Below are 26507 nucleotides of genomic sequence, written 5' to 3' on the forward strand. Positions count from 1 at the left end.
CAGAATGTGCTCGGTACCGATGTAGTTGTGGCCCAGCTGCAACGCCTCACGCAGCGACAACTCCAACACCTTCTTGGCCCGCGGCGTGAACGGGATATGCCCGCTCGGCGCCTGCTGACCCTGACCGATGATCTCCTCAACCTGCTGACGCACGCCCTCCAAAGAGATACCAAGACTCTCCAGGGCCTTAGCCGCAACACCCTCACCCTCATGGATCAGGCCCAGCAGGATGTGTTCCGTACCGATGTAGTTGTGGTTGAGCATCCGGGCCTCTTCCTGGGCCAGGACGACAACCCGTCGCGCTCGGTCGGTGAACCGCTCGAACATGCCCTCGTGCTCCTCGTTTGAGTCGTCTGACCACAGGAATACTAAGATTTCATATAGCGTCTTGTCTATCGTGGGGGTGGATTGGTCGTCCAGGCGACGGCATCACCAGCACAGCTCGCAACTTCCATCAATAGGTTCGCCATATGAAAAAGAACTCTCTGGTCGTCGACCCTCCGGTCGGCGGCCTTCGGCGCACGTCGGGGTGCCGATCAGGCTGCTCAGGCGGGTGACGCTGAATGGTCCGGCGAGTTGCGGGCGTGATAGCTGACTGTGGCAAAGCGGTAACCTGATGTGTCAGTCTCGGGCTCACGCTGAGCCTGGGGGATAGATGACGGACACTCGCGCCTGCTACCGGGTGGATCTGCTGGGGCCGTTGCACGTGCAGCGGAAGGGACATCGGTTGGAGCCCGGCCCGGCCAAGCAGCGGGCGATCCTCTCCCTGCTGGCGTTGCGGCTCGGCGACAGCGTTCCGGTGGGCGAGGTCGAGGAGGCGGTCTGGGGTGGCGCGGTCCCACCCAGCGCCCGCTCGCTCGTGCACACGTATGTGGCCCGGCTGCGCCAGGTCCTGGAGCCGGGGCATCCGCCGCGGCGGCGTGTGCGGGTCATCGCGTCGACCGTGTCCGGTTACTCGTTGCGCGCGGAAACCGTCGAGACGGACGTCGCCCGGTTCCGCCGGTACGTCGCCCGGGCCGAGAAGTGGATCGGTGAGGGCGGTCGCGAGGAGGCGTTCGACCTGCTCGGGAAGGCGCTGGACCTGTGGCGCAGCCCGACCCTCGGTGAGCTGCGCTCGCTGCTGCACGACAACATCGAGGTGGAGGCGCTGGGTGCCGCGTGGGTGGCGACCGCGCACAGCTACATCGGTCTGGGCCTGCGGCTGGGCCGCGCCGCCGCGGTGCTCGACACCGCCACCCGGCTGGCCCGGCTGGAGCCGCTGCACGAGGTGATCCAGGCCGACTACCTGGCGGTGCTCGGCAGCAGCGGGCACCGGAGCGTGGCGCTTCGCCGGTACGCGGACATCACCGAGCGACTCCGTACCGAACTGGGCGTCGACCCGGGGGAGGAGCTGCGGGCGGTGCACCGGGCGCTGGTACGCCCACCCGGGCGGCCGCCGGTGCCCCGCCCGGCACCCGCGGTTCCCGCCGCACGGCGGCGGCCCGACTGCGGGCCGATCTCCGGGCCGCTGCACTGGCGGGCCGGGGACATCGCCGACCTGGCGGCCCTGCTGACGAAGTACCGCGCGGTGACCGTCACCGGCGCACCCGGCTGCGGCAAGTCGGCGGTCACCCTGCGCACCGCGCACCAGGCCGCCCACGTCTTCACCGGCGGAGTCCTGACCGTGGACACGCTCGACCTGAGCGACCGGCGGCAACTGGAGCGGCGGCTCGCCCGGATGCTCGGGGGCAACGGCGCCGAGGATCCGGTAGACCTGCTGCGCGACCAGCCCACGCTGGTGGTGCTGGACAATGCCGAGCACCTGGTCGACGCGTGCGCGGTGGTCGCCGACCGGCTCTTGCTCGCCGGCCCGAACGTGGCGGTGCTGACCAGTTCGTGCCAGCCGCTCGGGCTGCCGTACGAGCGGGTCCAGCGCCTGCATCCGCTCCCGGTGCCGCAGCTGGGTGAATGGCCCTCGGTCCTGTCCAACCCGGCCGTCGCGCTGCTCGCCGAACGGGCGGCCCAGGCCCGTCCAGGGTTTCACCTGGACCGGCGGGACGCGGATGTCGCCGTGGAGATCTGCCGCCGACTCGACGGGCTGCCGCTCGCGTTGCAGATGGCGGCGGCCTGCCTGTCCACCGACAGCCTGGACGGGGTTCTGCGCAAGCTGGAGGGGCCGCTGGAGGGACTGCGCCCACCCGCGGCCGGCCCGGGGCCACGCCACACGTCGTTGCGCGCGATGCTCGACCGCAGCGTCGCGCGCCTCGACGTCGTCGAGCGGTGTCTCTTCCATCGCATCGCGTTGCTGCCGGGGGTGTTCGACCTGGCTGCCGCCCGGCGGTTCTGGCGGCCCCATCCGTCCGGCCCCACCGACGTCGGGGTGGTGCTCGCCGCCCTCGTGGACAAGTCCCTGGTAATGCCGGTCGGGACCAGCGGCGGGCGGTACCGGATGCTCGGCCTGCTGCGGAGGCTGGCGCTGGAGGTGGGCCCCGGCGGAGCCGCGACGGGGCCCGCCGCGGAGCTGCCCCTGCCGTTCACCCGCCCGCTGCTGCCGGCCTGGGCCGGGCCGGACTGACCGTTGGTCGCGACGACGGCCCGTTCCCCGCCGGGGAGCGGGCCGTCGTGTTCCGGAGATCCGGTGACACCTGACGATGTCTCAGGCATTGACAGTATGCTTTAAAAACACATAGCTTGAAGTTCGGCGGGACCGGTCGGGTCCGGTCCACCAGCGGCCCTCAGACCGCCGCTGACCCCTGCCGACAGACATTGGAGGTGTCTGGCTTGAGCTCCACCAGAGAGACCTACGAGTCCCTGAACCTCGAACCCAAGCCAATCCGCCCGCACATCCTCGCCGCGGCCACCGTGGTCTTCGGCGAGGACTACTACTCGGGCCGCCGCGAGACGATCAACCTGTCCGGCTTCGTGCAGCTCAACAAGTGGCCCATGCCGGGCTTCGAGCACAAGGTCGACGAGAACGGCTACGCGCAGTTCGGCACCGAGCTGATCAGTGCGCCCGAGGTGGGCATCAAGGGGTTCAGCTACGAGTTGGACGACCGGATCCAGGTTCTGTCCAACCCGTTCCTGCCCAACAGCGGGCACGTGCGGCAGATCGTGCCGGGCAAGAACTTCCCGGCCGAGTTCTACATCCGCCGCTTCGGCATCCTGGAGTCGAGCACGCTGCGGCTCGCCCACCGCAACGTGATCGACATCTACGGCGTGGTCGACAGCGTCCCGCCGTTCAAGAAGCCGCTGACCGGCCCCTACCTGGGCAAGCCGCGCGGTGACGGTCCCTTCGACGTGATGGCCGCGCCGAACGTCGTCAAGGGCACCACGCTGCCGGAGGCGTGGTACCCGGCCAACGACGAGAACCAGCCGGTCGGCATCACGCCGAACCTGTTCTTCGCGCCCAGCGCCGGCCCGTGCATGTCCATGCTGGTGGACCCGTCCATGATCATGCAGACCTCGCTGGAGGGGCAGATCGAGGTCGAGGTCAACGGCAGGACGGTGCGGATCGACCTGGCCGGGGACTACCGCAAGGCGGCCGGCGCCGAGGTGCTGCTCTTCGGCCCGGACAAGCACGACGAGGGTCCGGGCGTGCTCGCCCAGCTGGCTCGCGTCGCGGTCGTCGGGCACAGCCCGGAGCTGGGTGGCCGGGTCATGCTGCGGGCCAGCTGGCCGCGGGTCTCCGGCGGCACGCTGGGCGAGGGCAACGAGGACAGCCTGAGCCGGCTCAAGTTCCCCGGCGACCTGCACATCGACGCCGAGTTCGAGCTGGTCACGCCGCACGAGACGCTCTACGCCGCCAACTCCGTGCACGTCAACGGCAAGATGCGCGGCATGGAGGCCACGGGTACCGAGCTCAAGCTGGACGGCTCGGACACCGCCCTGGTGACCGTGGACGAGCAGCCGAAGGCCCGCCTCACCGGCGTCAACCTGGTGATGCGGGACGCGCTGGTCGGCGAGCACGCCGCGGTGAACGCCTGACCGACGGGTCCGCTTGACGGGCCTGCTGGCTGAGGGTTCTACTGGTAAAACCAATAGCAACGTACCGTCACGATGTCCCTCCCGGCCGCTACGGCGGTCGGGAGGGACGCGCGCTCAGGGGGTACCGCGTGGACCAGCGACTGCTGCTCATGCACCAGATGATGCTCGGCGACGCGCCTCGGCTGCGGGCGTACGACAGGGCGCTGGAGGAGGCCGTCACCCCCGGCGACGTGGTGGTCGACGTGGGTGCGGGGCTGCTCGTGCTCTCCCTGCTGGCGCTGCGGCACGGCGCCGAGCACGTGTACGCGATCGAGGCCGACCCGGCCACCGCCGCGGCGGCGGCCCGCATCATCGAGGCCAACGACCTCAAGGGACAGCTCACCCTGGTCACCGGCGACGCCCGCACGGTCCGGCTGCCGCGCCAGGCGGACGTGCTGGTCTCGGAGATGATGGGCAACCTCGGTCCGGAGGAGGAGATGGCCGAGGTGCTGCACGTGCTCGCCCGTCGGCACCTGCGCCCCGGCGGCCGGGTGGTGCCCCGGCGGCTGCGGACCTGGCTGGCGGCCGCCGAGTTCGCCGCCGAGGGCTGGGGGATGTGGGGCACCGACTTCTTCGGCTACCGTCTCGACCCGGTGCAGGAGCTGGTGGCCCCTGCGGCCCAGCTGCACTTCTTCCAGCGACCTCCGACGCTGCTGACCGAGCCCACAGTGGTGCTCGACCAGCCGCTCGACGGCCGGTCGCCGTCCCGGCAGACGCTGCGGCAGCGGCTGCCGGTCACCGCGCCGGGGCGGCTGCATGCCGTGCTCGGCTTCTTCACCGCCGACTTCACCGACGACGTCACGCTGACGAACTTTCCGTCGTACCCCGGTTGCAACTGGGCGGTCTGGGTGTGGCCCCTGCGGCACACCGGCGTGGCCGAGGGTGACGAGCTGTCCGTCGCCCTGCGACGCCCGGCCCGGCGCGACGTCCGCGCCGTGACCGGCTGGCGGCTGGAGTGCGGCCTGTCCCGGCAGAGGAGGTCCTGATGCCCTTCGCAGTGGGTACCGTCCGCGACATTCCCGTCCGTGGCGCGCTCAAGCTCTGCGGCCTGACCTGGTCCGCGGAGTGCCTCTGGTTCTCCGAGGCGGTCTCCAGCCAGATCGCCTCGCTGGACCCGATCAGCGGCAAGGTGGTCCGCCGGCTCGACTGCCCCGGCGTGCGCACCGACCTGACCACCATCGGCGGGCGGCTGCTCCAGGTCGCGGGCGACGACCGCGTGCTGCGGCTGGTCGATCCCGAGGACGGCGAGCTGCTCGGCGAGTTCGGCAACCCGCGCCCCGGCAACGTGCTGTGCGGGCTGGAGGCGACCCGGCACGGGCTCTGGCTGGGCTACGAGGATCTGCGCCAGGTCGACCTGCGCGACCCGGACGGCTTCGGGCTGATCGACACCTTCCCGGTCCGGCAGCCGATCGCCGGCCTGACCGTCTCCGACAGCTACCTCGTCTACGCCGACCACCACGCGGCCACCATCAACCTGTACGACGTCGCGGCCCGCCGGGAGGTGGCCGCCTATTCGGTGGCGGGCAACCCGACCGGCATCACCTGGGACGGCCGCCGCATCTGGTACTGCGACTTCACCACCCTGCAACTCCGGGCGATCGAGGTGCCGGGCATCACGAAGGGTTGACGCCGATGGCGACGACACGCGCGCTACTGGCCCGTTCGACCCGGATCGGCCTGGTCGGCGCGGCACACCTGCTGCCGGTGCTGCCACCCGCGCTGGTGAAGGCTGCGCGGGGCGACCGCCCGGCGGCCCGCCGACTGCTGTACCGCCGCCTCACCACCCTGCTGATGCGGCTCGGCCCGGCGTTCGTCAAGGCCGGGCAGGTGCTCGGCACCCGGCGCGATGTGCTCCCGTCCGCGCTCTGTGACGAGCTGTCGGTGCTCCAGGAGCGGGTCGACCCGATGACGCCCGAGCAGACCAGCCGGGCGCTCGCCGACGCGTACGGCAGCGGGACGCCCGCCGAGTTCGCGGAGGTCGACCTGACGCCGGTGGCCAGCGGCAGCGTGGCCTGCGTCTACCGCGGCCGGATGCCCGACGGCGCCGATGTGGCGCTCAAGCTGCGCCGCCCCGGCATCGAGTCGACGATGGCGCTCGACCTCGCTCTGATGCGGCGTGGCGCCCGGGTGATGGCCCGGCTGTCCGTGTTCCGCGGTGTCCCGGTGCGGGAGGTGGTCGAGAACATGTGCGACGCCGTGTTCGGCCAGCTCGACTTCGCCCGGGAGGCGGAGAACCTTCGCCGGTTGAGGGAGAATCTGGCGGTGGTGCCCCGGGTCCGGGTGCCCGCTGTCCGCGACGACGCCTGCCGGCCGCGCTGCCTGGTCATGGAGTTCGTGCCCGACCTCGACGTGGACGTAGCGCGCTCGATGTCGGCGGCCGTGCGCAAGCGGTTCGCCGCCTCCGCGATGACCACGATCTACCACATGCTCTTCGTTGACGGGTTCGTCCACTGCGACATGCACCCGGGCAACCTCTACTTCACCCGGGGCGCCCAGGTGGTGGTGCTCGACGCCGGATTCAGCGTGCAGCTCACCGAGGAGTTGCGCCGGCTCTTCGCCGAGTTCTTCATGAACATGTCGATCGGACGCGGCCGGTACTGTGCCGAGATCGTGGTCCGTAGCGGCACCGGTCTGGGCCCGGACGCCGACGTGGACACCTTCCTGGACAGAATGGCCGACCTGGTGGAGCGCAGCCACGGGCTGCCGGCCCGGGAGTTCAGCCTGATCGCGTTCGCCGCCGAGATGTTCGACCTGCAACGCCGATACGGCGTGCACGCCGCGCCGGAGCTCATCTTCCCGCTGCTCTCGCTGCTCGTGATCGAGGGGACGGTGCGCGAGCTGGATCCGGATCTCGACTTCCAGGAGCTGGCCAAGCCGGTGCTGATGCGCGGGCTCTTCGGCCGCCGGGCCGCCGCGTGACACCCGTCCGAACGGTCGGCCGGGCCTGGCCGGTCGCCTCGACCGTGTGCCCCCACCTGCGCAAACAGGCGACTTAAATATACGATAGCGGGATGGCACAGACTGGCCTTGCTGGCAAGCGCTCCTATCACCAGTACTGCGGGCTCGCGTCCGCGCTCGACGTGCTGGGTGAGCGTTGGACGCTGCTGATCGTCCGTGAGCTGCTGATGGGTCCCCGGCGTTACAGCGAGTTGCTGGCCGACCTGCCCGGCATCGGCACGAACCTGCTCGCCGACCGGCTCAAGTTCCTCGTCGACTCCGGCGTGCTGCGGCAGGTCGACGTGCACGGCACCGGCGGCCGGCTCTCCTACGAGCTGACCCCGACCGGGCAGGCGCTGCGACCGATGGTGCTCGGCCTGGCGCACTGGGGCCTGGAGTTCGTCGGCGACCTGAACGCCGAGGACACGGTCCGCCCGCATTGGGGTTTCCTCGCCGTGGAGGCGATGTTCCGGTGGGACAGGGTCTCCCCGGTCGACGAGAGCTACCAGTTCCAGGTGGACGACGAGGTCTTCCGCATCGACGTCGCCGGCGGGGTGCCGTGCGTGGCGAAGGGGCCGTCCGAAGACCCGGCGATGGTGGCGACCACCGACGCCGCCACGTTCGTCCGTATCGGCGCGGGTCGGGTCACGCCGCTGATGGCGATGGTCGGCGGCCAGCTCAAGCTGGAGGGCGACATCGACGCCGTGCTGCGCTGCTGCGAGCTGCTCGGCCTGGACGCCGGTGCGGCATCCCAGGCGGCCTCCGGTCACTGACCCGCGCCAGGGGGTGACGGGACTCGATCGCTATATTATTCTGAACTAGCCTCGGCGTTCGTCGGGGCCCGTCGTCGTCCGGCACGCCGCGCCCGTGCGGCACCTTCCGAGCACTGTGGTCCCACGGGGACTACCGGTCCGCTCCTCCGTCGCCAGAGCGCCAGTCGCGCCCGTGCGCGTCGTGGGGCGACCCCGCGCGGCGCGTGCGCCGGCACCGACGACCGGCCGTCAAGCGACAGGAGCCGGCATGACGGACACGGTGCGACATCGCCCGGAGGCGCTGCCCAAGGCGGTACGAGAAGACTTCCCACTGCTGGCCCGCCGGGCCGGTGACCTCGTCGCCTACCTGGACAACGCCGCCACCACGCAGAAGCCTCGCGTCGTGCTGGACGCGATCACCGACTACTACACCGGGGCCAACAGCAACGTCGGGCGCGGCTACCACCGGCTCGGCCTCGCGTCCACCGAGCGGTACGAGCAGGCCCGCGAGCGCGTCGGGCGGGCGATCGGCGCGGCGCACCCGGAAGAGGTGCTCTTCACCGCCGGCACCACCTCCGCGGTGAACCTCGTCGCCGACACCGCCGGCCCGCGCGTCGCCGGGCCGGGCCGGCAGGTGGTGGTGACCGGCATGGAGCACAACAGCAACCTGCTGCCCTGGCGCCGGCTGTGCGACCGGACGGGCGCCACGCTGACAGTGGTGCCCGCCGGACCCGACGGCCGGGTCTCCGCCGCCCGGTTCGCCGACGCTCTCGGCCCGGACACCGTCCTGGTCGCGGTCAGCCACGTGTCGAACGTGCTCGGCACCGTCAACCCGGTCCGGGAGATGACCGCCGCCGCCCGCCGGGTCGGGGCGCTCGTGCTGGTCGACGGCGCTCAGGCCGTGCCGCACCGTCCGGTCGACGTGCGCGAGATCGACGCCGACTTCTACTGCTTCTCCGGGCACAAGGCGTACGGGCCGATGGGCGTCGGCGTGCTGCACGGCCGCCGGGACCGGCTCGCCGGGCTGCCCCCATACCAGGTGGGCGGCGGCACCGTGAAGGGCGTCGCGGCCGACCAGCCGGTCCGCTACCTCGACGGGCCGGCGCGGTGGGAGGCCGGTACGCCGCACGTGGCCGGCGCGGTCGGCCTGGCCGCCGCCCTGGACTACCTGCGCGACCTCGGCCGGGACGCGATCCGCCGGCACGACCGGGCACTGGTCGGGCACGCCGTCGACGTGCTCACGGCTGTCGACCGGGTGCATGTGGTCGGTGACCCGGTCGCGGACCCCAGCGGGATCGTCTCGTTCGTGGTCGAGGGCATCCACCCGTACGACGTCGGGGCGCACCTGGACCGGCACGGCGTGGCGGTGCGCTGCGGCGTGCACTGCGCCAGCACGTTCCTCGACGAGCTGGGGCTGCTCGGCACGGTCCGGCTCTCCTTCGGCGTCTACAACACCACCGCCGAGATCGACCTCGTCGGCGAACTGCTCACCGGCGTGAAGCCCGGACCCTGGACCACCGACCACCCCGACGTCCGGTTCCTCTGAGCAGCGCCCGGAGGGGAGCGTCATGAGGTTCGACACCCGGCTGGTGCACGTCGGCCAGCAACCCGTCCCCGGCACCGGCGCCGTCGTGCCGCCCATCCACCTCAGCACCACGTACGACCGCACCGCCCAGGACCCGCCGCGCTACTTCTACGCCCGGGGCGAGCAGCCCAACCGGGAGGCGCTGGAGGAGTGCCTCGCCGCGCTGGAGGACGCCCGCCACGCCACCGTCTACACCAGCGGCCAGGCCGCCGCGACGTCGGCGTTGTCGGTGGTGCCCGCGGGCCGGCTCGTGCTCGCCTCCGACGACGTGTACGGCGGCACCCACCAGCTGCTCGCCGCCGCCGCGGAACGCGGTGTGACGGTACGGCAGGTGGATCTCGCCGACCCGGCCGAACGGGACCGGGCACTCGCCGGGTGCGGCCGGGAACTGGCCATGGTGTGGCTGGAGACGCCCACGAACCCGCTGCTCAAGGTCGCCGACATCGCCGCGGTGGCCGACCTCGCGCACCGGCACGGCGCCCTCGTCGTGGTGGACAACACGCTCGCCGGGCCGGTGCTGCAACGACCGCTGGCGCACGGTGCCGACATCACGCTCTACAGCACCACCAAGTCCGTCGCCGGGCATCTCGACGTGCTCGGCGGCGCGCTGGTCTACCAGGACGAGGAGCTGCACCGGCGGTTCCTGGCGTACCGCACGGTGGCCGGCAACGCGCCCGGCGGGTTCGACTGCTACCTCACCCACCGGGGCCTGAAGACGCTGTCGTTGCGCACCGCCCGGCAGGTCGAGAACACCCGGGCGGTCGTGGCGGTGCTGCTGGCCGAGCCGAGCGTCGACCGGGTCAGCTATCCAGGCCTGCCCGCGCATCCGCAGCACGCGGTCGCGGCCCGGCAGATGACAGCGCCCGGCGCGCTCGCCGCCTTCGAGTACCGCGGCGACCCGGCCAAGCTGCTCGACCGGGTGCGCCTGTTCACCGCGGCGGTCAGCCTCGGCGGGGTCCGGTCCCTGATCGAGTGCCCGGCGCTGATGACCCACCGCCCGGTGCCGCCCGAGGTGCGCCGGCGGCTCGGGCTGACCGACCGGCTGATCCGTATCTCACCCGGCATCGAGGATCCGGCCGACCTCGTCGAGGACCTGGTCACCGCGCTGCGCGACGGTGCCTGACCCGCTGACGGCCGTTCCCGCCCCGCGAAGGAGGAGACATGTCCGCATTCACGATCGGCGGCGCCCCGGTGGTGCTCGACGGAGGGCTCGCCACCGAGTTGCAGCGCGCCGAGCTGCCGTACCAGGCCCCGTGGTGGGGCACCGCGGCGCTGCTGGCGGACAGCCGGCGGCGCGTGCTGCGTGACGTTCACGAGCGGTTCCTGACCGCCGGGGCGCAGGTGCTCACCGCGAACACGTTGCGCTGCAACCTGCGGGCGCTGCGCCGCGCCGGCCTGGAGGACGCCGGGCTCGGCTGGATGGTGCACGCCGCCGTCGGCGTCGCGCTCGCCGCCCGCAACGCGGCCGGCGCACCAGGTACCCGGATCGCCGCCTCGATGGCCCCGGTCGAGGACTGCTACCGGCCGGACCTGGTGCCGGCCGACGACGAACTGCGCGAGGAGCACCGCTGGCTGGCCGTGGAGCTGGTCCGGGCCGGGGTGGAGCTGGTGCTCGTGGAGACCATGAACACCGCCCGCGAGGCACGGATCGCGGTGGAGCAGGTGCGCGAGGTGGGCGCCCGGGCCTGGGTCGGCTTCGTCTGCGACGACCGGGCCCGGCTGCTGTCCGGCGACTCCCTGGTGGACGCCGCCCGCGCGGTGCGCGCCGCCGGGGCCGAGCTGGTGCTGGTGAACTGCACCGCCCCGGAGGCGACCGAGCGCTGCCTGCGGGCGCTGTGCGACGCCGACGACGGCCCGCTCGGCGCGTACCCGAACCTGGAGGACCGCCGCGACGGCGTGCCCGGCCCGCGACCGCTGCTCGACCCGGAGGAGTTCGGCGACCTGGTCGCCCGGTGGGCGGTGGAGTACCGGCTCGCCGTGACGGGTGGGTGCTGCGGCGCGTCGCCGGAGCACATCGCCGCGCTGGCGGCCCGGTTGAACGCCTCGGTGGCGGCCGCCGACTGACCGCCGCCAGCACGTCCGCCGGCCCGGCGCGGGCCGGGTCGGCAAGACGAAGGGAGAACGAGACGGTGAGCGGCTCGACGATCGCACCGCCGGTCGAGGTGGTGCGCAGCCTGCCCGGCCCGGCCGGCTACATGTGCGGCCTGACCTGGGACGGCACCTGGCTCTGGCACTCCGACCAGGACGCCGCGCGGATCTTCGCGATCGACCCGGCGGACGGCTCGGTGCGCCGGTCCTTCGCGTACCCGGACGTACGGGCCGATCTGGGGTACGCGGACGGGAAACTGTGCCAGATCGGCGGCCGCCCGAAGCGGATCCTGCTGATCGACCCGGTCACCGGCCGGACCGTCGGGTCGAAGCCGGTGCGGCCCTCCAACGGCCGGGTCACCGGCATGGAGACCGGGCCGGAGGGCGTGTGGCTGTGCCTGCGTGCGCCCGCTGTGATCCAGCTGCGGGACTTCGAGACCATGACTGTGCAGCGGGAACACCAGGTGGTGGGGTCGCCCTCTGGCCTCACGTACGCCGAGGGGCACGTGCTCTACGCCGAGTTCGAGGACGGCCTGCTGCACGCGGTGGACGCCGGGTCGGGCCGGATGCTCTCCACGGTCCGGCTGCCGGGGCATCCGACCGGGCTGGCCTGGGACAGCGAGCTGGTCTGGTACTGCGACTTCGCCGACCGGCGGTTCAAGGCGGTACGGCTGCCGGACGTGCTCGGCGGTTGACGGCTCCGGTGGGGGCGGTACCGGCCGCCCCCACCCGCCCGGCGTCAGGGCACCCGGTCCCGGGCGTCGAACTGGTCCTGCCTGCGGTCCCGGTCACCACGGGTGTCGGGCGCCGGTGGCCGGCAGCGGTCGGCGCAGCCGCACGAGCAGCCGGACGCGGCGGACCGTTCCGTTCGGTGTGGGGCCTCGGTGTCCGGCCAACCGCCGGTGTGGCACGCGTTCATCGCTTCTCCCTGCTCTGCGGAGGTGACGCGCCGGAAAGCCCGGCGCGGTCGGACGGGCGGGCAGCAGGACAGCTCTTTACTTGAGAATCATATGGTAAGTTCGCTGGCGGGTGCCAGCTCCTGACAGGAGGGACGCCATGCGCGTCAGCGTGACCGACGACCCCGCGACCACGACGACCTCCCGCACCGGCGGACCGCCCGCACCGGCCGACCCGCTGCGCACCGCCTCCTTCGCGGAGCTGCGGTCGCTGTTCGCGATGGAGCCCGACGCGGTCCACCTCAACACCGGCACCATCGGCGTGATGCCGTACGAGGTGCTGGACGTCAACGACCGGGTGACCCGGGAGTGGAACGGCGGGCTGCGCAACGTCTACCCGCCCGGCATGTACCCCGAGCACCGCGCCGCCATCGGCCGGGCGTTCGGCGTCGACCAGGACGAGATGGTGATCTGCCACAACGCCACCGAGGGCGTGGCCCGGGTCATCAACGGGCTCGACCTGCACGAGGGCGACGAGGTCGTCACCACCAGCCACGAGTGTTACTCGGTGCTGTCCAACTTCAACCTGCTGCGCAACCGGCACCGGATCACACTCACCGTGCTCACCCCGCCGGTCGGCCCGGACGTGACCGCCGAGGAGATCGTCGACCTGTTCGCCCGGGCGATCACGCCGCGGACGAAGGTGCTGGCGTTCGCCGCCGTCACGCTGTTCACCGGCACCCGGATGCCGGTACGCCAGCTCTGCGACCTGGCCCAGCGGCATGGCCTGACCACCGTGGTCGACGGCGCGCTGCTGCCCGGCCTGTTCGACACCGACCTGCGGGCGCTCGGACCGGACTTCGTCACCTGCTCCGGCTCCAAGTTCCAGTGCGGGCCGCTCGGCACCGGGCTGCTCTACGTCCGCAACAAGGTCCACCCCGAGCACAACCCGCTGCCGCTGCCGACCTTCTGGCCGGTCATCTCCACCTGGTACCCGATGATGGGCGCCCCGCCGCCGCGTACCACCACCCGGGTGGAGAGCTACAACATGGGTGACTACCTGCAGAGCGCCGGCAGCGCCAGCATCGCCCGGGGCGCCGCGCTGGCGAAGGCGTGCGAGCTGTGGGACCGGATCGGCCGGGACCGGATCGAGCGGCACGCGGTGGCGCTCGGTGACCACACCCGCGCGCGGATCGCCGAGCGGTTCGGCGTCGAGTCCCTGTACTCGCCGCTCACCGACGGCCGGCTCACCGCGCCGGTAGTGGCCTTCAACCCGTTCCCCGACCCGTCGGACGGCTGGAACATCACCAAGTTCGCCCGCCTCGTCGACGAACTGGAGAACCGGCACCGGATCTGGACCCGGTGGACCGAGTTCGACATCGCCGGCTCGCCGCACCAGCACTACGCCGCCCGCATCTGCACCCACCTGTACAACACCGCCGACGAGGTCGACCAGGCCGTCGACGCGATCGCCGACCTGGTACGGGAGCTGTCATGACCGTCGCCCCCTACCGGCCGGAGCCGGCGCACGCCGTACCGCCCCGCCGCGGCGGCACGCTGCGGGTGGCCGCGCCCACCGACGCCGCCCCGCTGGACCCGAGCTGCGCCCCGGCGTCGGCGGCCCCGTTCGTCCGGCTGCACACCCGCCAGCTCGTCACCTGGCAGACCGCCCGGGACGTCCGCGACTGGCAGGCCGTCACCCCGGTGCCCGACCTCGCCCTCGACGTCCCCTCCACCTGGAACGCCGGGCTCGGTGCCAGCCACCGCAGCTACGTGTTCCACATGCGCCCCGGCGTCCGCTGGGACACCCCCGACCGGCGTCCGGTCACCGCGTACGACGTGGTCCGCGGCTTCAAGCGGATGTGCAACCCGGTCCGGCCCTCGCCGTCGCTCGCCTACTTCGCCACCACCGTGCGCGGCATGGCCGGCTTCGCCACCGCGTGGGCGGCGGCGACCACCCGCCGGGCCGCCGACGCGGCCACGCTCGCCGCGTACCAGAACGCGCACGAGATCCCCGGCGTCTTCGCGCTCGACGACGAGACGCTCGTCATCGAGTTGGCCCGGCCCGCGCTGGACTTCGTGCAGATGCTCGCCCTGCCCGCGGCGTCCGCCGTGCCGGTCGAGCACGACGCGTTCGTTCCCGGCAGCCCCGAGGCCACCGCCCACCTGCGCGTCAACGGCCCGTACCGGGTACGGCGGCACCGGCCCGGCGAGTGGGTCGAGCTGGTCCGCAATCCGGCCTGGGAGCCGGCCGTCGACCCGTACCGGCGGGCCGAGGCCGACCGCGTCGAGCTGCGCCTGAGCGACGGCACCGGCCGCGCCGACGGCCCGGCCGGGCCGGCCGAGGTGTCCGCCGCGCCCGCCGTCGGCGGGCTGCCGGCCGCCGAGCCGGTCGACGGCGGGCTCGGCTGGGTGCTCGATCCGTACCTCGTGCTCAACCTGCGCGACCCGGTCTGGGCCGACCTCCGGGTACGGCAGGCCGCGGCGCTCGCCGTGGACAGGACCGCGGTGGCGGACCTGTACCGGCGCCACCGCCCCGGCGTGCCGGTACGGGTGGCGGGCTCGCTGATCCCGCCCGGTAACGCCGGGTACGGCACCGCCGACCCGTACCCGACACCGGAGGGCGCCGGAGACCCGGCGCGGGCCCGCGACCTGCTGGCCTCGGCCGGGCACGCCGACAACCCCCCGCTGGTCCTGATCCACCCGCACTCCGGCCTCGGACCCGAAGTGGCGCACGCCTGCGCGGCCGGTCTCATCCGGGCCGGTATCCCGACCCGCGCGGTGGGGCTCGCCGACGCCGCCTACGCCGAGGCGCTGCGCCGGCCCGGCACGACCGGCGGCTGGCAGCTCGCGGTGGCCGCGCGGGTGCCCGACTGGCTGGAACACAACGGGCGGGTGTTCGCGCAGGCCATGCTGCAGGCCACCCCGGTACCCGGCGGCGCCAACCACGGTGGCTACGCCTCGCCCGAGGTGGACGCGCTGATCGAGCGGGCGCTGGACGCGGCCGAGCCGTGGCGGGCCGACGCCGCCTGGCAGGCAGCGGCGGAACGCGCGGTCGCCGACGTGGCTGTGGTGCCGATCCTGCACCGTGCGCCGGTGGTCACGCCGAGGCAACCGGACCGAGTTGACGGGCTCCGGCCGCTGCCGGCGCAGGGGTACGCCGTGGACCTGACCGCCGTCCGCCCGGAGGTGGACGGGTGAATCCTCTGGTACGCGACTACCTGCTGCTCGGCCTGCGCCTGGGCCGGCATGTCGACGGGCTCGTCGACTGCTACTACGGTGACCCGGAGCTGCGCGACCAGGCCGCCGCCGAACCGCCGGCCGACCCACGGGAGCTGTCTCGCCAGGCTACCCGGACGCTCACCGAGCTTCCCGGCAGCGACCTCGAACCGGCCCGCCGTCGGTACCTCGCCGCCCAGCTCACCGCGCTGCGCGTGGTCGCCGACCGTGTCGCCGGCGCCCCGATGTCCTTCCAGGACGAGGTGCGCGCCTACTTCGACGTCGAGGTGGGCCGCACCCCGCCGGAGCGGTACGCGGTGGTGCACGACGAGATCGACGCGCTGCTGCCCGGCCCGGGACCGCTCGTGGACCGGGTGGAGGAGTTCTACCGGCGCAACACCGTCCCGCCGGAGCGGCTGCAGCGTTGCGTGCAGGCGGTCTCCGACGCGCTGCGCGAGCGGACCCGGGACCTGTTCGGCCTCCCCGACACCGAACGCGTCGAGTACACGGTGGTCCGGGACGCGCCGTGGAACGCCTACAACCGCTACCTGGGCGGCTTCCGCTCCACCGTGGCGCTGAACGCGGCGAGCGGCCGGTCGGTGGCCGCGCTGCCGATCATCGTGGCGCACGAGTCGTACCCCGGGCACCACACCGAACACTGCCTCAAGGAGGCCGGTCTGGTCCGGGGCGGCGGCCAGGACGAGCACACCATCGCCCTCGTCCACACGCCCCGGTGCCTGGTCGCCGAGGGCATGGCCGAGGCGGCCGTGGACGCGGTGCCCGGCCCCGGCTGGGGGGAGTGGACCGCGCGCATCCTCGCCGGGGAGGGCGTCCACGTCGAAGGCGAGCGGGTGGAGCGGATGCGTGGCCTCGTATTGCGCCTCCTACCGGCCAGGGTGGACGCCGCGCTGCTGCTGCACGACGAGGGCGGCGACCGGGCGGAGGCGCTCGCGTACCTGCGGCGGTGGATGCTGCTGCCACCCGAGCGCGCCGAGCAGATGGTCAGGTTCCTCGCCGACCCGTTGTGGCGCGCGTACTCGGTCACCTACTCCGAAGGGGGCCGCCTGGTCGACGACTGGTTGGCCGCCGGCGACCCGGGCAGCGACGTCGCCGACCGCTTCACCACGCTGCTGCGGGAGCCGCTGCTGCCGTCGCAGTTGCGGGCCGGCGTGGCGCGGACCGCGCTCGCACCCACCTGAGCACGAGCGGGCACGGGCAGCAGCGACCAGAGCGACGAAAGGTGTGTCGATGAACGGCGGTCAGCCCCGGTACGGGGGAACCCTGCGGCTCTACGGGCCGGGCAGCATGGACCATCTGGACCCGGCCTGCGCCTACTACATGCTCGGCGGGCAGATCATCAGGCTCTTCGCCCGCCAGCTCTTCACCTACCGGCCGGTGGCCGACCTGCGCGACCCGTCGGCCATCACCCCGGTGCCCGATGTGGCCGAGGCGGTGCCGACGCCGGCCAACGGCGGCATCAGCGACGGCCACACCCGCTACACCGTCCGGTTGCGCCCCGGCGTGTACTGGGACACCGACCCGCCCCGCGAGGTGACGGCCGGTGACTTCGTCCGCGGCTTCAAGCGGATGGCCAACCCGGTGCTGCGGGCCGGCGGGATCGGCTACTTCACCAGCACCATCCGGGGAATGGCCGAGTACTGTGACGCGTACGCCGCGGCGATCACCTCGGCCGAGCCGACCGCCGCCGAGCTGGCCGACTTCCAGAACAGCCACGAGATCGCCGGTGTCCGGGCCGCGGACGACCGGACCATCGTCTTCGAGCTGGTCCGACCGGCGGTGGACTTCCTGCACATCCTGGCGCTGCACTTCGCCTCCGCCGCCCCGGTCGAGTACGACGAGGTGCTGCCGGACAGCGCGGAGTTCCGGCGGCGGGTGCGCGCCAACGGGCCGTACCGGGTCGTCGAGTACGTCCACGGCGAGTCGGTGCGGCTGGAACGCAACCCGATGTGGCGCAGGGCGTCCGACCCGGTGCGCCAGCAGTACCTGGACGGGGTCGAGGTGACCATGGAGGTCGCCACCCCGCAGCAGGTGGGAGAGATGATCGACAGCGGCCGCGCCGACCTGTCCTGGGCGTCGCCGATCACCGAGCCGTACGACGTGCCGCCCACCGACCCGGGCAACGACCTCGGCTACGCGCTCAACCCGTACCTGGTGTTCAACATGCTCAGCCCGAACGCCGACCGGGCGACGAGCAAACTCAGGGTGCGCCAGGCCATCGCGTACGCCATCAACAAGGCGGCGATCGCGGAGATCTACCACGACCTGGAGGCCGGGACGGTGATGCTGCCCGGGCATACCGCGATCCCGCCCGGCAACGACGGGCACGTCGACTTCAACCTCTATCCGACGCCGGGCGACCGGGGCGACCCGGAGCGCTGCCGGGCGCTGCTGGCAGAGGCGGGCTACCCGGACGGGCTCACCCTCACCGCTGTGCACCGGGACGTGGACGCCAACCCGGAGGTGGCCCGCTCCTACGCCACCGACCTGGAGAAGGGCGGCATCAGCGTCCGGCTGGTCGCCCTCGGCCACGCCGAGTACTACCAGTTCCTGCGCGACCCGGCCAACGCCCGCGCCGGGGCGTGGGACATCTCCGCGCCGTCCTGGACGCCCGACTGGTTCGGGCCGAATGGGCGCACCTATGTGCAGCCGATGTTCCAGACCAACACGTCGCGTGGCACCAGCAACTACGGCGGATACAGCAACCCGGAGGTCGACCGGTTGATCGAGGAGGCGCTCGGTGCCACCGACCGGGCCCGCGCCACCGAGCTGTGGCACCAGGTCGACCTGCACGTCATGCGGGACGCCGCTATCGTGCCGATCCTCGTGCACGCCCCGACCATCCCGCACCGCAAGGGCCGGCGGGTCCGCAACGCGATCGCCATGCCCACCGTGGACCGCTGGTTCGACCTGTCGAACCTCTGGCTGGAGGAGTCCGAATGACAGCATCTGGCACTCCGACGGTCACCGGGCTGACCTCCGGCGTGGCCGGGCCGCGCCGCGGCGGAACACTCACCCTGGTCGGCGCGGGCGACGTCGATCACCTCGACCCGGCGCTGGCTTACCACACCGTCACCCGGGGGATCATCCGGGCGTACACCCGGCAACTGGTCACGTACCCGGCCACCCACGACCACACGCGCGCCGGCGACCTGGTGCCGGACCTGGCCGTGGCGGCGGACGGACCGTACGACGCCGAGGGCCGGCGCTACCGGTTCACGCTGCGCGACGGGCTGCGCTGGGACCTGCCGAACGGGCCCCGGCCGCTCACCGCCCCCGACGTGGTACGCGGCATCAAGCGGCTGGCCCACCCGATGGCGCCCAGCCCCGGACTGCCCTACTACCTGAGCACGGTCGAGGGGCTCGCCGCGTTCCGCGACGACCTGCTCACCCTGCCCCGCGACCTCGACGTGGTGGCGCCCTACCTGGAGGCCGCCGAGGTGCCCGGGCTGCGGGTGCTCGACGACCGGACGCTGGAGCTGACCACCCTCCGTCCCACCCCCGACTTCCTCAACATCCTGGCGTTGCCGTTCGCCTCCCCGGCGCCGGAGGAGTACCTCTGGTTCGTGCCCGGCAGCGCCGAGTTGGACCAGCGGATCGGCTCCATCGGGCCGTACCGGATCACCCGCTACGCGCCGGACCGGCTGATCACGCTGGAGCGCAGCCGCACCTGGGATCCGGCCACCGACCCGGTCCGGGCCGCCCATGTGGACCGCATCGAGGTTCGGCAGGGGCTGGACGAGAAGACCTGCCACGACATGGTGATCGGCGGCGACGCCGACATGATGTGGGACATCCAGCCGCTGACCGAGCGGCTGCCGGAGATGTTCGCGGCCCGGGACCCGCGGCTGGAGGTCTGTCCGGCCGGGCTGTTCAGCCCGTACCTGGTGATCAACGTGCTCAGCCCGAACGAGGGCGGGGCGCTGGCCCGCCGGGAGGTCCGGGAGGCGTTGCAGTACGCGATCGACAAGACCACTGTGGTCGAGGTCTGGGGCGGGCCGCGCCTCAACGACATCGCCGAGCAGATCCTGCCGCCGCTGTGCCGCGCGCACCGGCCGTTCGCCCCGTACGCCGCGAACGATGGCACCGGCGACCCGGAGCGGGCCCGTCGGCTGCTCGCCGACGCCGGCTACCCCGACGGGATCACGTTGAAGCTGGTCTACCGCGACCGGGACATCCACCCGGAGACCGCGCGGGTGGTCCGGACCGCGTGCGCCCGGGCCGGGATCACCCTCGATCTCGTCCCGGCCGGCATCACCGAGCTGTTCGGCACGTACCTCGGCCGGGCCGACGGGGCCCGCGACGGCCGCTGGGACGTGGCGCTGTCCGGCTGGGAGCCGGACTGGCACGGCAACAACGCCCGGGTCTACCTCCAGGCACTCTTCGACAGCTCCGGCGTCTCCGACAACGACGACTGGGGGTCCAACTTCGGCCACTACCACAACCCGGTCGTCAACGAGCACATCGACGCGGCCCTGAGCTGCGCCGACGAGACGACAGCCAACGCGCACTGGCGGGCCGCCGAGCGGGAGGTGCTGCGCGACTGCGCCGTGGTGCCGATCCTCTTCGCCCACCAGTACTGGCTGCGCGGGCACCGGGTGCGTAACTGGCTGCCGTACCCGGTGCTCAACGGCGACCTGACCAACTTGTGGCTGGGGGAGGACTGACGCTCGGATCGATGAGCGGCGACGACCAGGCACTCACCGTACGTCTCGGCGCGTTGGCCCAGGCTCACGCCGACCGGGCGGCGGCGCGCGCGGGGGTGCCCGCCGCCCGGCTGGACCGGCTGGCCGCCGAGCCGCTGCGCGTCGACGAGGAGTTCTGCCGGGAGGTGGCCGACCGCTACGACGCCGCACCGATGGTGACCGACCCGACCGGCACGGCCCACGCGTACGCCCGGCTGGCCCAGGAGAACCTGCGGCAGTTCCGACTGATCGGCGAGGCGGGCATCCGGGTGCTGCCCTGGACCGGGCCGGGGCAGCCGTACCGGGACTCGCGGGACCTGGTCGCACGGGTCCGCGCCACCGGTCTGCTGCACGTGTTCCTCACCCGCCACGGGCACGGACCGGCCGGCGGGGACGGCGAGCATCCGCTGCGCGCCTCCGCCGAGGTCCGGGCCGGTGGGGAAGAGTTGCTGCACAACGACATCTTCCGGGCCGTGCACGACGTCTTCGGTCACGTCCTGTTCGGTAACACGTTCGGGCCGCGCGGCGAGTTCCGGGCCACCCGCTGCCACCTCGCGATGTACCCGGCCGACCTGCACCCGCTGGTCTTTGCTGAGCTGGTCGGCCAGCTCTGCTGGTTCTTCCACGGCCCGCACCTGCGCCGCCCGGACGGGACGCTGCCCCGGCGCGGCGAGGCCGGGTACGTGCCGCCGGCCCGGCGTCCGTACCCGCCGCAGAAACAGCTCGTGTACGACCGGCGCACGCTGGACCGGTTCGCCGCGCTGTTCGGGCCGCCGTCCTGATCGGCCCGACCGCGTCGCCGCTCAGGTCGCCGGGCTCACCGCTGACATGAGGAAGTCGGGCACCCGCAGCGGCGGCGTCACCATCCGGGTGAAGTAGTCACCCCACTCGCGGGGCAGCGCCGGCACCGGCAGGCCGACCTCGGTGGCCCGGGCCAGCAGCGACAGCGGGCTCTCGTTGAACCGGAAGTTGTGCACCGTACCGACGATCTCGCCGTCCTCGACCAGGTGCACGCCGTCGCGGGTGAGGCCGGTCAGCAGCAGCGACGCCGGGTCGACGTCGCGCAGGTACCACAGCGAGGTGAGCAGCAGGCCGCGCCGGGTGGAGCGCACCATCTCGGGCAGCGACGGCGCGTCCGGTCCGCCCTCCAGCACCAGGTTGTCCACCATCGGGGTCAGCGGCGCACCGGTCTGCGCGGCGGTGTGCCGGGTCTGTACGAGAGCGGTCAGCACGCCCTTGTCGATCCACCGGGTCGGCCGCAGCGGCAGTCCACTGTCCACTACGGCGGTCAGGTCGTCGGTGCCCCGGCCGACGGTGAACGGGGCGCAGGGCAGCAGCGGATGGTCCGGGTCGCTGCGCAGCGTCAGCGGCAGCGCGGTGAGGCGCTCACCGATCGGCAGCCGGCCGTCCGGGCGGCTGAACGCGGTGCGCCCGTCCAGGGCGCCGCGTGCCCCGGCGGCCAGGTAGAGGTGCAGCATCAGGTCGGCGACGCAACTCGGGGTGAGCAGCACCTCGTAACGCCCCGGTGGTAGCTCGACCCGGCAGCCGGGCCGCCCCACCGTCGCCGACAGTTCGGCAGCGAGTGCCGGCACGTCCAGCTTCACCAGGTCCGGCGCTGTCACACCGGCCCAGGCCGACTCGTCGCCGTCACGCACGCTGAGGTCGAACAGGCCGCTGGACTGCAGGTGCCGGAGGCGGGCGCCGGTCGACGCGGCGAGACAGGTGGTGACCACGCGGTGCTCGGCGTAGCCGTAGAGCTGCCGCCGCCCGGCCGCCGCGAACGCGTCGGCCAGGCCGGGCAGCACCTCACGGAACGCGTCGGCCGAGGTGCCGCCGGGCGGCTCCGCCCAGGACGGCGTCCGCCACGGCGCGGGCAGCGACGCCGCGTCGGCTGCGGGCGGCGCGTCGCGGGCGGCCCGCTCGGCCGCGCGGACCAGGTCGGGCAGGTCGTCGCCGAGCGCGCCGCCGTGACCGACCAGCCCGACGTGTACGCCGGCGGCGGCGTGCCGTACCGCCACCGCCGTCACCCGGCGGGCCCGGACGCTGCCGTTTGTGGTCAGCGCGTTGCCCGCCCAGCGCACGTGCGCGGCGGCCGTCTCGTCGGCGATCAGCATCAGCTCGTCGGCGTCGCGCCGGTGCCGCAGCGCCGCTTCCAGGACGTCCTGGATCCCCCTCACCCGTCCCGCCCTCCGGTGTCGACGACGTCGATGCCACGGAACACCGCAGCCGGGCAGCCGTGGCTGGCCGCGCTCGCCTGCACCGGCTGCCCCTTGCCACACATGTCGGCGCCGGAGAGCAGCCAGGTGCCCTCCCCGCCCAGCCCGCACAGCGACGACCAGAACGCCGTGGTCTCCGCCTGGTACGCGGCACCGGACACCTGCCCGGCCAACCGCCCGTTGCGGATGCGGTGCCAGCGCTGGGCGGTGAACTGGAACTGCCGCCGTCGCATGTCGATCGACCAGCTGTCCGAGCCGGCCAGGTAGAAGCCGTCGGTCACGCCCGCGATCAGGGCCGCCGTGTCCGGCCCGTCCACCGCCGGGCGCAGCGACACGTTCGGCATCCGGGCCATCGGCGTGTGCCGGTACGACTCGGCGTACGCGCACCCGGAGGAACGCGGCAGGCCGGCCTGCGCGGCCGAGGCCCGGTCGTGCTGGAAGCCGACGAGCACACCCTCCTCGATCAGTGGCCAGGACTGCGCGGCCACGCCCTCGTCGTCGAACCCGACGGTGGCCAGCCCGTGCGCGGCCGACCGGTCGGCGTCAACCGTCATCAACGCCGAGCCGTACCGCAGCCGCCCGGCCGACTCGGGGGTGGCGAAGGTGCCGCCCGCATACGACATCTCCTGGCCCAGCGCCCGGTCGTACTCGGTGGCGTGCCCGACCGACTCGTGGATGGTGAGCCAGAGCTGCGACGGGTCGATCACCAGGTCGTAGCGGCCAGGTCGCGCCGGTGGCGCCTGCACCTTCTCGGCCAGGTGCGCCGGCAGCCCGGCGAGTTCACCGGCCCAGTCCCAGCCCTCGCCGTGCAGGTACTCCCAGCCGCGGGCCACCGGCGGGGCGACGGTGCGCAGGGTCTGGGTGCCGCCGTCGCGCGGGTGCCGGCCCACCGCCAGCACCTGCGGGTGTACCCGGACCCGCTGCTGGGTGACGCTCGTGCCGCCCAGGTCGGCGTAGTACGTGTTCTCCTGTGCGGCGGAGGCGCGGGCCAGCACGTGCGCCACCGAGTCGTGCGCCAGCAGCCGGGCGCACCAGTGGCTCAGCAGCTCCGCCCGCTCGCTGTCCGGCACGTCGAAGGGGTTGATCCGGTACGGCGAGGTCCAGGTCACCGCCGCGTACGCGGGCTCGGGCGCGAGCGCCACCGGCATCCCGCCCACGTCGGCGCAGGCTCGGGCCAGCGCCAGCGCGTCGTCGCAGGCGCGTGCCGCCGACTCCGGCGTCAGCTCCGGCACGGCGGCGAAACCCCACGCGCCCCGGTGCAGCACCCGTACCGCGAGACCGGTCTCGGTCTCCTCCTCGCTCGCCCGCAGCGCCCCGTCGTACACGACCGTCCGCCCGGAGCGGACCCGCTGGACCCGCAGCGCGGCGTACCGCGCGCCCCGGTCCCGAGCCCGGGACAGGGCGGCGTCGGCCAGGCGGGCCAGCGGGAGAGCGAGGAAGGAGTCATCGATCTCGTCGGGCACACGCGCCTCCGGTCGCCGTGAGGTGCCGCCATCATCGCCGGTGGCCTGGCGGCCCAGGGGGTTGCCGTGAGGAGACTAGTGCGGCGTGCCGGTGGTGCACAGGGGCCGTGCGACGGCCGGACGGCCGACCAGCACAGTCACCGCGCAACAGAGCAATCGGGAAGAAGACCGTCACCGGCAGGTGCTCAACGGGACCGTGTTCCGGGCACGGGCCGGGATGTCGAGGCGTGACAGTGCGCCGTCTCGCTCCCGGGGTGTCTGCGTGATCTGTTCCCGCGCGGGAATCGGTCGCAGTGAGACTCCCCGCCCCCGAGCGGTGTGCAGGTATGTCGTGCCTGCGCCGGCGCGCAGCATGCGGACGACGTCGTCGTCGATGCTCCTGATGCTGTGTGCGAGAACCGCCATGGTTGCCGTCCGATGTGCGAATCGTGAATACCTGAACGATCGCACGGCCCGACCCCCCGCTCTCATGTCATGTGCCCCGTTACCACGTCCTCGAATCCGGCCGGGCCACCTCGCACGGCGAGCGGGGAGCCACGGCGGAGCGGGAGGTGCGCGCGGTCCCCGCGGTCTGATCCGGTGGGTCGTGACCGTCCGGTAGAGCGCCGCCCGGCTGGTGGAAGCCGTGACCCTCGAACCACGGGCGGGCGTGCGGGTGCGACGGCATCAGTTTACATTGACAGCCGTCTCTGCTAGGGTCGTGGCCGGGAGTCGCCAAGCGCTGCTGGGCAGCAGTGCCGTCCACCTTTCGGACGGCTTGAATCGATCGGCGTCACCTTCTCCGGGGTGGGCACCCAGCGAGGGCCACTGGGCGTCGGCGCATCCACTGGAGCATCATGAAAATCTCACGGACAGCACGCCGTCTGGGACTGGCCGCGGTCGCAGTTCTCGTCGCCTCGTTCACGATGGTCGTCGTCAACCAGGCCGGTCCGGCCTCGGCGCACGGATCGGTCACCAATCCGCCGTCACGCAACTACGGATGTTACGAGCGCTGGGGATCCGACCACCTCAACCCCACCATGGCCCAGACCGACCCGATGTGCTGGCAGGCGTGGCAGGCCAACCCGAACACCATGTGGAACTGGAACGGCCTGTACCGCGAGAACGTCGGCGGCAACCACCAGGCCGCCGTGCCGAACGGACAGCTGTGCAGCGGCGGTCGCACCCAGGGTGGCCTGTACGCCTCGCTCGACGCGGTCGGCGCGTGGACCGCGAAGCCGATGCCGAACAACTTCACCCTGACGCTGACCGACGGTGCTCGGCACGGCGCCGACTACATGTTGATCTACATCACCAAGCAGGGTTTCGACCCGACCACCCAGCCCCTCACCTGGAACAGCCTCGACCTGGTGCTCCGCACCGGCAGCTACCCGACCACCGGGCTCTACGAGGCGCAGGTGAACGCGGGCAACCGCACCGGGCGGCACGTCGTCTACACCATCTGGCAGGCGGCCCACCTCGACCAGCCGTACTACCTCTGCAGTGACGTGATCTTCGGTGGCGGCGGCAACCCGCCGACGACGCCGCCGCCCACCACGCCGCCGCCGACGACCGCGCCGCCGACGACTGCGCCGCCCACAACGCCGCCGCCGGCCGGAAACGGTGCCTGCACCGCCACCTTCCGCAAGACGAACGAGTGGTCCGGTGGATTCGGCGCCGAGGTCACCGTCCGGGCCGGCAACGCCGCCATCTCCGGATGGACGGTGGCATGGAACTGGCCCAACGGCCAGAGCATCACGAACTCCTGGAACGCGACGGTCACCTCGAACGGTTCGTCGGTCACCGCGTCGAACGTCGCCTACAACGGTTCCCTGAGTGCCAACGCCACCACCAGCTTCGGCTTCAACGCCTCCTGGAACGGCACCAACTCCACACCGACCCTCACCTGCACCGCTCGGTAACAGCATCTGCGGTGGGGTGGCGCGGCACGCGCCACCCCACCGTCGGCGGGGCCTGCGCGCCGCGGGCATCGCTGTGCCGGCAGTGCGTCGTCCGCTGCCCGCCGCCACCATCAGCAACCGCGACGAGGTGAAGATCGATCATGATTTCCCGGTTGGGCGTCAGCGGCTGGTACCGCAGTCGCTTCGTGTGGATCGAGGTGTGCCTGCTGGCCGCGTCGATCGGTGTGGCCGCCGTCGTCACCTCGACCAGCACGAGGACGGGTACGGCGGTCCTCCGCGAGGAGATCCTGGCCCGGATGCGTACGACCCTCGAGCAGGCGGACCCGGCACATCACCATCACGCCGCGCACCCCGCCCCGCAGGTGACAGCCGGAGAGCAGGCCGTGCCGAAGGTCATCTGCGGAGTCCATGTCTACGGCCACGAGCCCAGCGGGGCCAGCACACTGTCCGAGGTCCGGACGATCTACGGCTTCCACCTCTGCGGTGTCGCCGAACAGAAGCGTCACTGGGACGGGGCGGTCAAACTCGTCGGCCCGGTGCTCATGGACATGACCACCGATCCTCCCGGCATCGAGGTGGTCGAGGCGACCGCCGACGTCAGGTTCGTCGACCGGCTACGGGAGATGTTCCCCGACAGGTACGAGGAACTGGCCCTCAGGGAGGCATTGCCCACATCGGAGATGGCCGACCTGCGGCGCCGCTACGACGACGCCGCCGGCCTCTGACCACGCCGAGCGGCCGACAC

The 26507-nt window shown here is 72.6% G+C and carries 21 protein-coding genes; 18 read left to right on the top strand and 3 right to left on the bottom strand.

Annotated features, from left to right (window positions below; all coding sequences use genetic code 11):
- On the bottom strand, window positions 1–327 hold a 327-nt coding region (locus tag GA0070215_RS04605; RefSeq protein ID WP_036344621.1), incomplete at its 3' end, for a Clp protease N-terminal domain-containing protein.
- 328 nt (window positions 328–655) lie between these two features.
- Between GA0070215_RS04605 and GA0070215_RS04610 the strand changes: the two genes are divergently transcribed.
- From GA0070215_RS04610 to GA0070215_RS04690, 16 genes are all read left to right on the top strand, one after another.
- Entirely contained in the window at window positions 656–2554 is a 1899-nt protein-coding gene (locus GA0070215_RS04610) for an AfsR/SARP family transcriptional regulator (protein ID WP_091042176.1), read from the top strand.
- 206 nt (window positions 2555–2760) lie between these two features.
- Entirely contained in the window at window positions 2761–3963 is a 1203-nt protein-coding gene (locus GA0070215_RS04615) for a DUF6004 family protein (protein WP_018788648.1), read from the top strand.
- 128 nt (window positions 3964–4091) lie between these two features.
- Window positions 4092–4988, top strand: a complete 897-nt coding sequence (locus GA0070215_RS04620; RefSeq protein ID WP_091042180.1) for a 50S ribosomal protein L11 methyltransferase — start codon at window positions 4092–4094, stop codon at window positions 4986–4988.
- Complete coding sequence (locus tag GA0070215_RS04625) at window positions 4988–5629, top strand: NHL repeat-containing protein (RefSeq protein WP_026268650.1); 642 nt, start codon at window positions 4988–4990, stop codon at window positions 5627–5629. The genes GA0070215_RS04620 and GA0070215_RS04625 overlap by 1 nt, the downstream gene beginning before the upstream one ends.
- Window positions 5630–5634: 5 nt before the next feature.
- Entirely contained in the window at window positions 5635–6921 is a 1287-nt protein-coding gene (locus tag GA0070215_RS04630) for an ABC1 kinase family protein (RefSeq protein ID WP_091042183.1), read from the top strand.
- Between the two features lie 92 nt (window positions 6922–7013).
- On the top strand, window positions 7014–7712 hold the full coding sequence (locus tag GA0070215_RS04635) for a winged helix-turn-helix transcriptional regulator (protein ID WP_018788644.1): 699 nt from the start codon (window positions 7014–7016) through the stop codon (window positions 7710–7712).
- A gap of 247 nt (window positions 7713–7959) precedes the next feature.
- Entirely contained in the window at window positions 7960–9237 is a 1278-nt protein-coding gene (locus tag GA0070215_RS04640) for an aminotransferase class V-fold PLP-dependent enzyme (protein WP_018788643.1), read from the top strand.
- Window positions 9238–9259: 22 nt separating this feature from the next.
- Window positions 9260–10399, top strand: coding sequence for a trans-sulfuration enzyme family protein (locus GA0070215_RS04645; RefSeq protein ID WP_018788642.1), 1140 nt, complete (start codon window positions 9260–9262; stop codon window positions 10397–10399).
- Between the two features lie 38 nt (window positions 10400–10437).
- Complete coding sequence (locus GA0070215_RS04650; RefSeq protein ID WP_091042187.1) at window positions 10438–11340, top strand: homocysteine S-methyltransferase family protein; 903 nt, start codon at window positions 10438–10440, stop codon at window positions 11338–11340.
- A 65-nt stretch (window positions 11341–11405) separates the two neighbouring features.
- Window positions 11406–12059: an NHL repeat-containing protein gene (locus GA0070215_RS04655; protein ID WP_018788640.1), complete on the top strand. Its 654-nt coding sequence runs from the start codon at window positions 11406–11408 to the stop codon at window positions 12057–12059.
- Window positions 12060–12420: 361 nt separating this feature from the next.
- Window positions 12421–13758 (top strand): aminotransferase class V-fold PLP-dependent enzyme, encoded by a 1338-nt coding sequence (locus GA0070215_RS04665; protein ID WP_018788638.1) that lies wholly within the window; start codon window positions 12421–12423, stop codon window positions 13756–13758.
- Window positions 13755–15461 carry an ABC transporter substrate-binding protein gene (locus GA0070215_RS04670; RefSeq protein WP_091042191.1) on the top strand — a complete coding sequence of 569 codons (1707 nt, stop codon included), beginning with the start codon at window positions 13755–13757 and terminating at the stop codon, window positions 15459–15461. The genes GA0070215_RS04665 and GA0070215_RS04670 overlap by 4 nt, the downstream gene beginning before the upstream one ends.
- Window positions 15458–16678, top strand: coding sequence for a DUF885 domain-containing protein (locus tag GA0070215_RS04675; protein WP_091042195.1), 1221 nt, complete (start codon window positions 15458–15460; stop codon window positions 16676–16678). Before GA0070215_RS04670 ends, GA0070215_RS04675 begins: the two co-directional genes overlap by 4 nt.
- A gap of 49 nt (window positions 16679–16727) precedes the next feature.
- Complete coding sequence (locus tag GA0070215_RS04680; protein WP_018788635.1) at window positions 16728–18440, top strand: ABC transporter substrate-binding protein; 1713 nt, start codon at window positions 16728–16730, stop codon at window positions 18438–18440.
- Window positions 18437–20164: an ABC transporter substrate-binding protein gene (locus GA0070215_RS04685; protein ID WP_091042198.1), complete on the top strand. Its 1728-nt coding sequence runs from the start codon at window positions 18437–18439 to the stop codon at window positions 20162–20164. The genes GA0070215_RS04680 and GA0070215_RS04685 overlap by 4 nt, the downstream gene beginning before the upstream one ends.
- A gap of 11 nt (window positions 20165–20175) precedes the next feature.
- The gene (locus tag GA0070215_RS04690; protein ID WP_018788633.1) at window positions 20176–20964 is read left to right on the top strand and encodes a hypothetical protein; all 789 of its coding nucleotides are present in this window, start codon (window positions 20176–20178) and stop codon (window positions 20962–20964) included.
- A gap of 21 nt (window positions 20965–20985) precedes the next feature.
- On the opposite strand, the gene GA0070215_RS04695 is transcribed toward GA0070215_RS04690, so the two are convergent.
- Together GA0070215_RS04695 and GA0070215_RS04700 are read right to left on the bottom strand one after the other, a co-directional pair.
- Complete coding sequence (locus GA0070215_RS04695) at window positions 20986–22359, bottom strand: metallopeptidase TldD-related protein (RefSeq protein ID WP_018788632.1); 1374 nt, start codon at window positions 22357–22359, stop codon at window positions 20986–20988.
- Window positions 22356–23861, bottom strand: coding sequence for a TldD/PmbA family protein (locus tag GA0070215_RS04700; RefSeq protein WP_091042203.1), 1506 nt, complete (start codon window positions 23859–23861; stop codon window positions 22356–22358). The genes GA0070215_RS04695 and GA0070215_RS04700 overlap by 4 nt, the downstream gene beginning before the upstream one ends.
- Before the next feature lie 836 nt (window positions 23862–24697).
- On the opposite strand from GA0070215_RS04700, the gene GA0070215_RS04705 reads away from it, so the two are divergent.
- Both GA0070215_RS04705 and GA0070215_RS04710 read left to right on the top strand, forming a co-directional pair.
- Entirely contained in the window at window positions 24698–25762 is a 1065-nt protein-coding gene (locus GA0070215_RS04705) for a lytic polysaccharide monooxygenase auxiliary activity family 9 protein (RefSeq protein ID WP_026268648.1), read from the top strand.
- A 140-nt stretch (window positions 25763–25902) separates the two neighbouring features.
- Window positions 25903–26487, top strand: a complete 585-nt coding sequence (locus tag GA0070215_RS04710) for a hypothetical protein (protein WP_091042208.1) — start codon at window positions 25903–25905, stop codon at window positions 26485–26487.
- The last annotated feature ends 20 nt before the right edge of the window (window positions 26488–26507 follow it).

This window comes from Micromonospora marina (genome assembly GCF_900091565.1).
GTDB classification, from domain to species: Bacteria; Actinomycetota; Actinomycetes; order Mycobacteriales; family Micromonosporaceae; genus Micromonospora; species Micromonospora marina.

Coding starts and splice junctions, on each gene's coding strand:
- GA0070215_RS04610 (WP_091042176.1), top strand. CDS start 656: ATGACGGACACTCGCGCCTGCTACCGGGTGGATCTGCTGGGGCCGTTG.
- GA0070215_RS04625 (WP_026268650.1), top strand. CDS start 4,988: ATGCCCTTCGCAGTGGGTACCGTCCGCGACATTCCCGTCCGTGGCGCG.
- GA0070215_RS04630 (WP_091042183.1), top strand. CDS start 5,635: ATGGCGACGACACGCGCGCTACTGGCCCGTTCGACCCGGATCGGCCTG.
- GA0070215_RS04635 (WP_018788644.1), top strand. CDS start 7,014: ATGGCACAGACTGGCCTTGCTGGCAAGCGCTCCTATCACCAGTACTGC.
- GA0070215_RS04640 (WP_018788643.1), top strand. CDS start 7,960: ATGACGGACACGGTGCGACATCGCCCGGAGGCGCTGCCCAAGGCGGTA.
- GA0070215_RS04645 (WP_018788642.1), top strand. CDS start 9,260: ATGAGGTTCGACACCCGGCTGGTGCACGTCGGCCAGCAACCCGTCCCC.
- GA0070215_RS04650 (WP_091042187.1), top strand. CDS start 10,438: ATGTCCGCATTCACGATCGGCGGCGCCCCGGTGGTGCTCGACGGAGGG.
- GA0070215_RS04665 (WP_018788638.1), top strand. CDS start 12,421: ATGCGCGTCAGCGTGACCGACGACCCCGCGACCACGACGACCTCCCGC.
- GA0070215_RS04670 (WP_091042191.1), top strand. CDS start 13,755: ATGACCGTCGCCCCCTACCGGCCGGAGCCGGCGCACGCCGTACCGCCC.
- GA0070215_RS04680 (WP_018788635.1), top strand. CDS start 16,728: ATGAACGGCGGTCAGCCCCGGTACGGGGGAACCCTGCGGCTCTACGGG.
- GA0070215_RS04685 (WP_091042198.1), top strand. CDS start 18,437: ATGACAGCATCTGGCACTCCGACGGTCACCGGGCTGACCTCCGGCGTG.
- GA0070215_RS04690 (WP_018788633.1), top strand. CDS start 20,176: ATGAGCGGCGACGACCAGGCACTCACCGTACGTCTCGGCGCGTTGGCC.
- GA0070215_RS04705 (WP_026268648.1), top strand. CDS start 24,698: ATGAAAATCTCACGGACAGCACGCCGTCTGGGACTGGCCGCGGTCGCA.
- GA0070215_RS04710 (WP_091042208.1), top strand. CDS start 25,903: ATGATTTCCCGGTTGGGCGTCAGCGGCTGGTACCGCAGTCGCTTCGTG.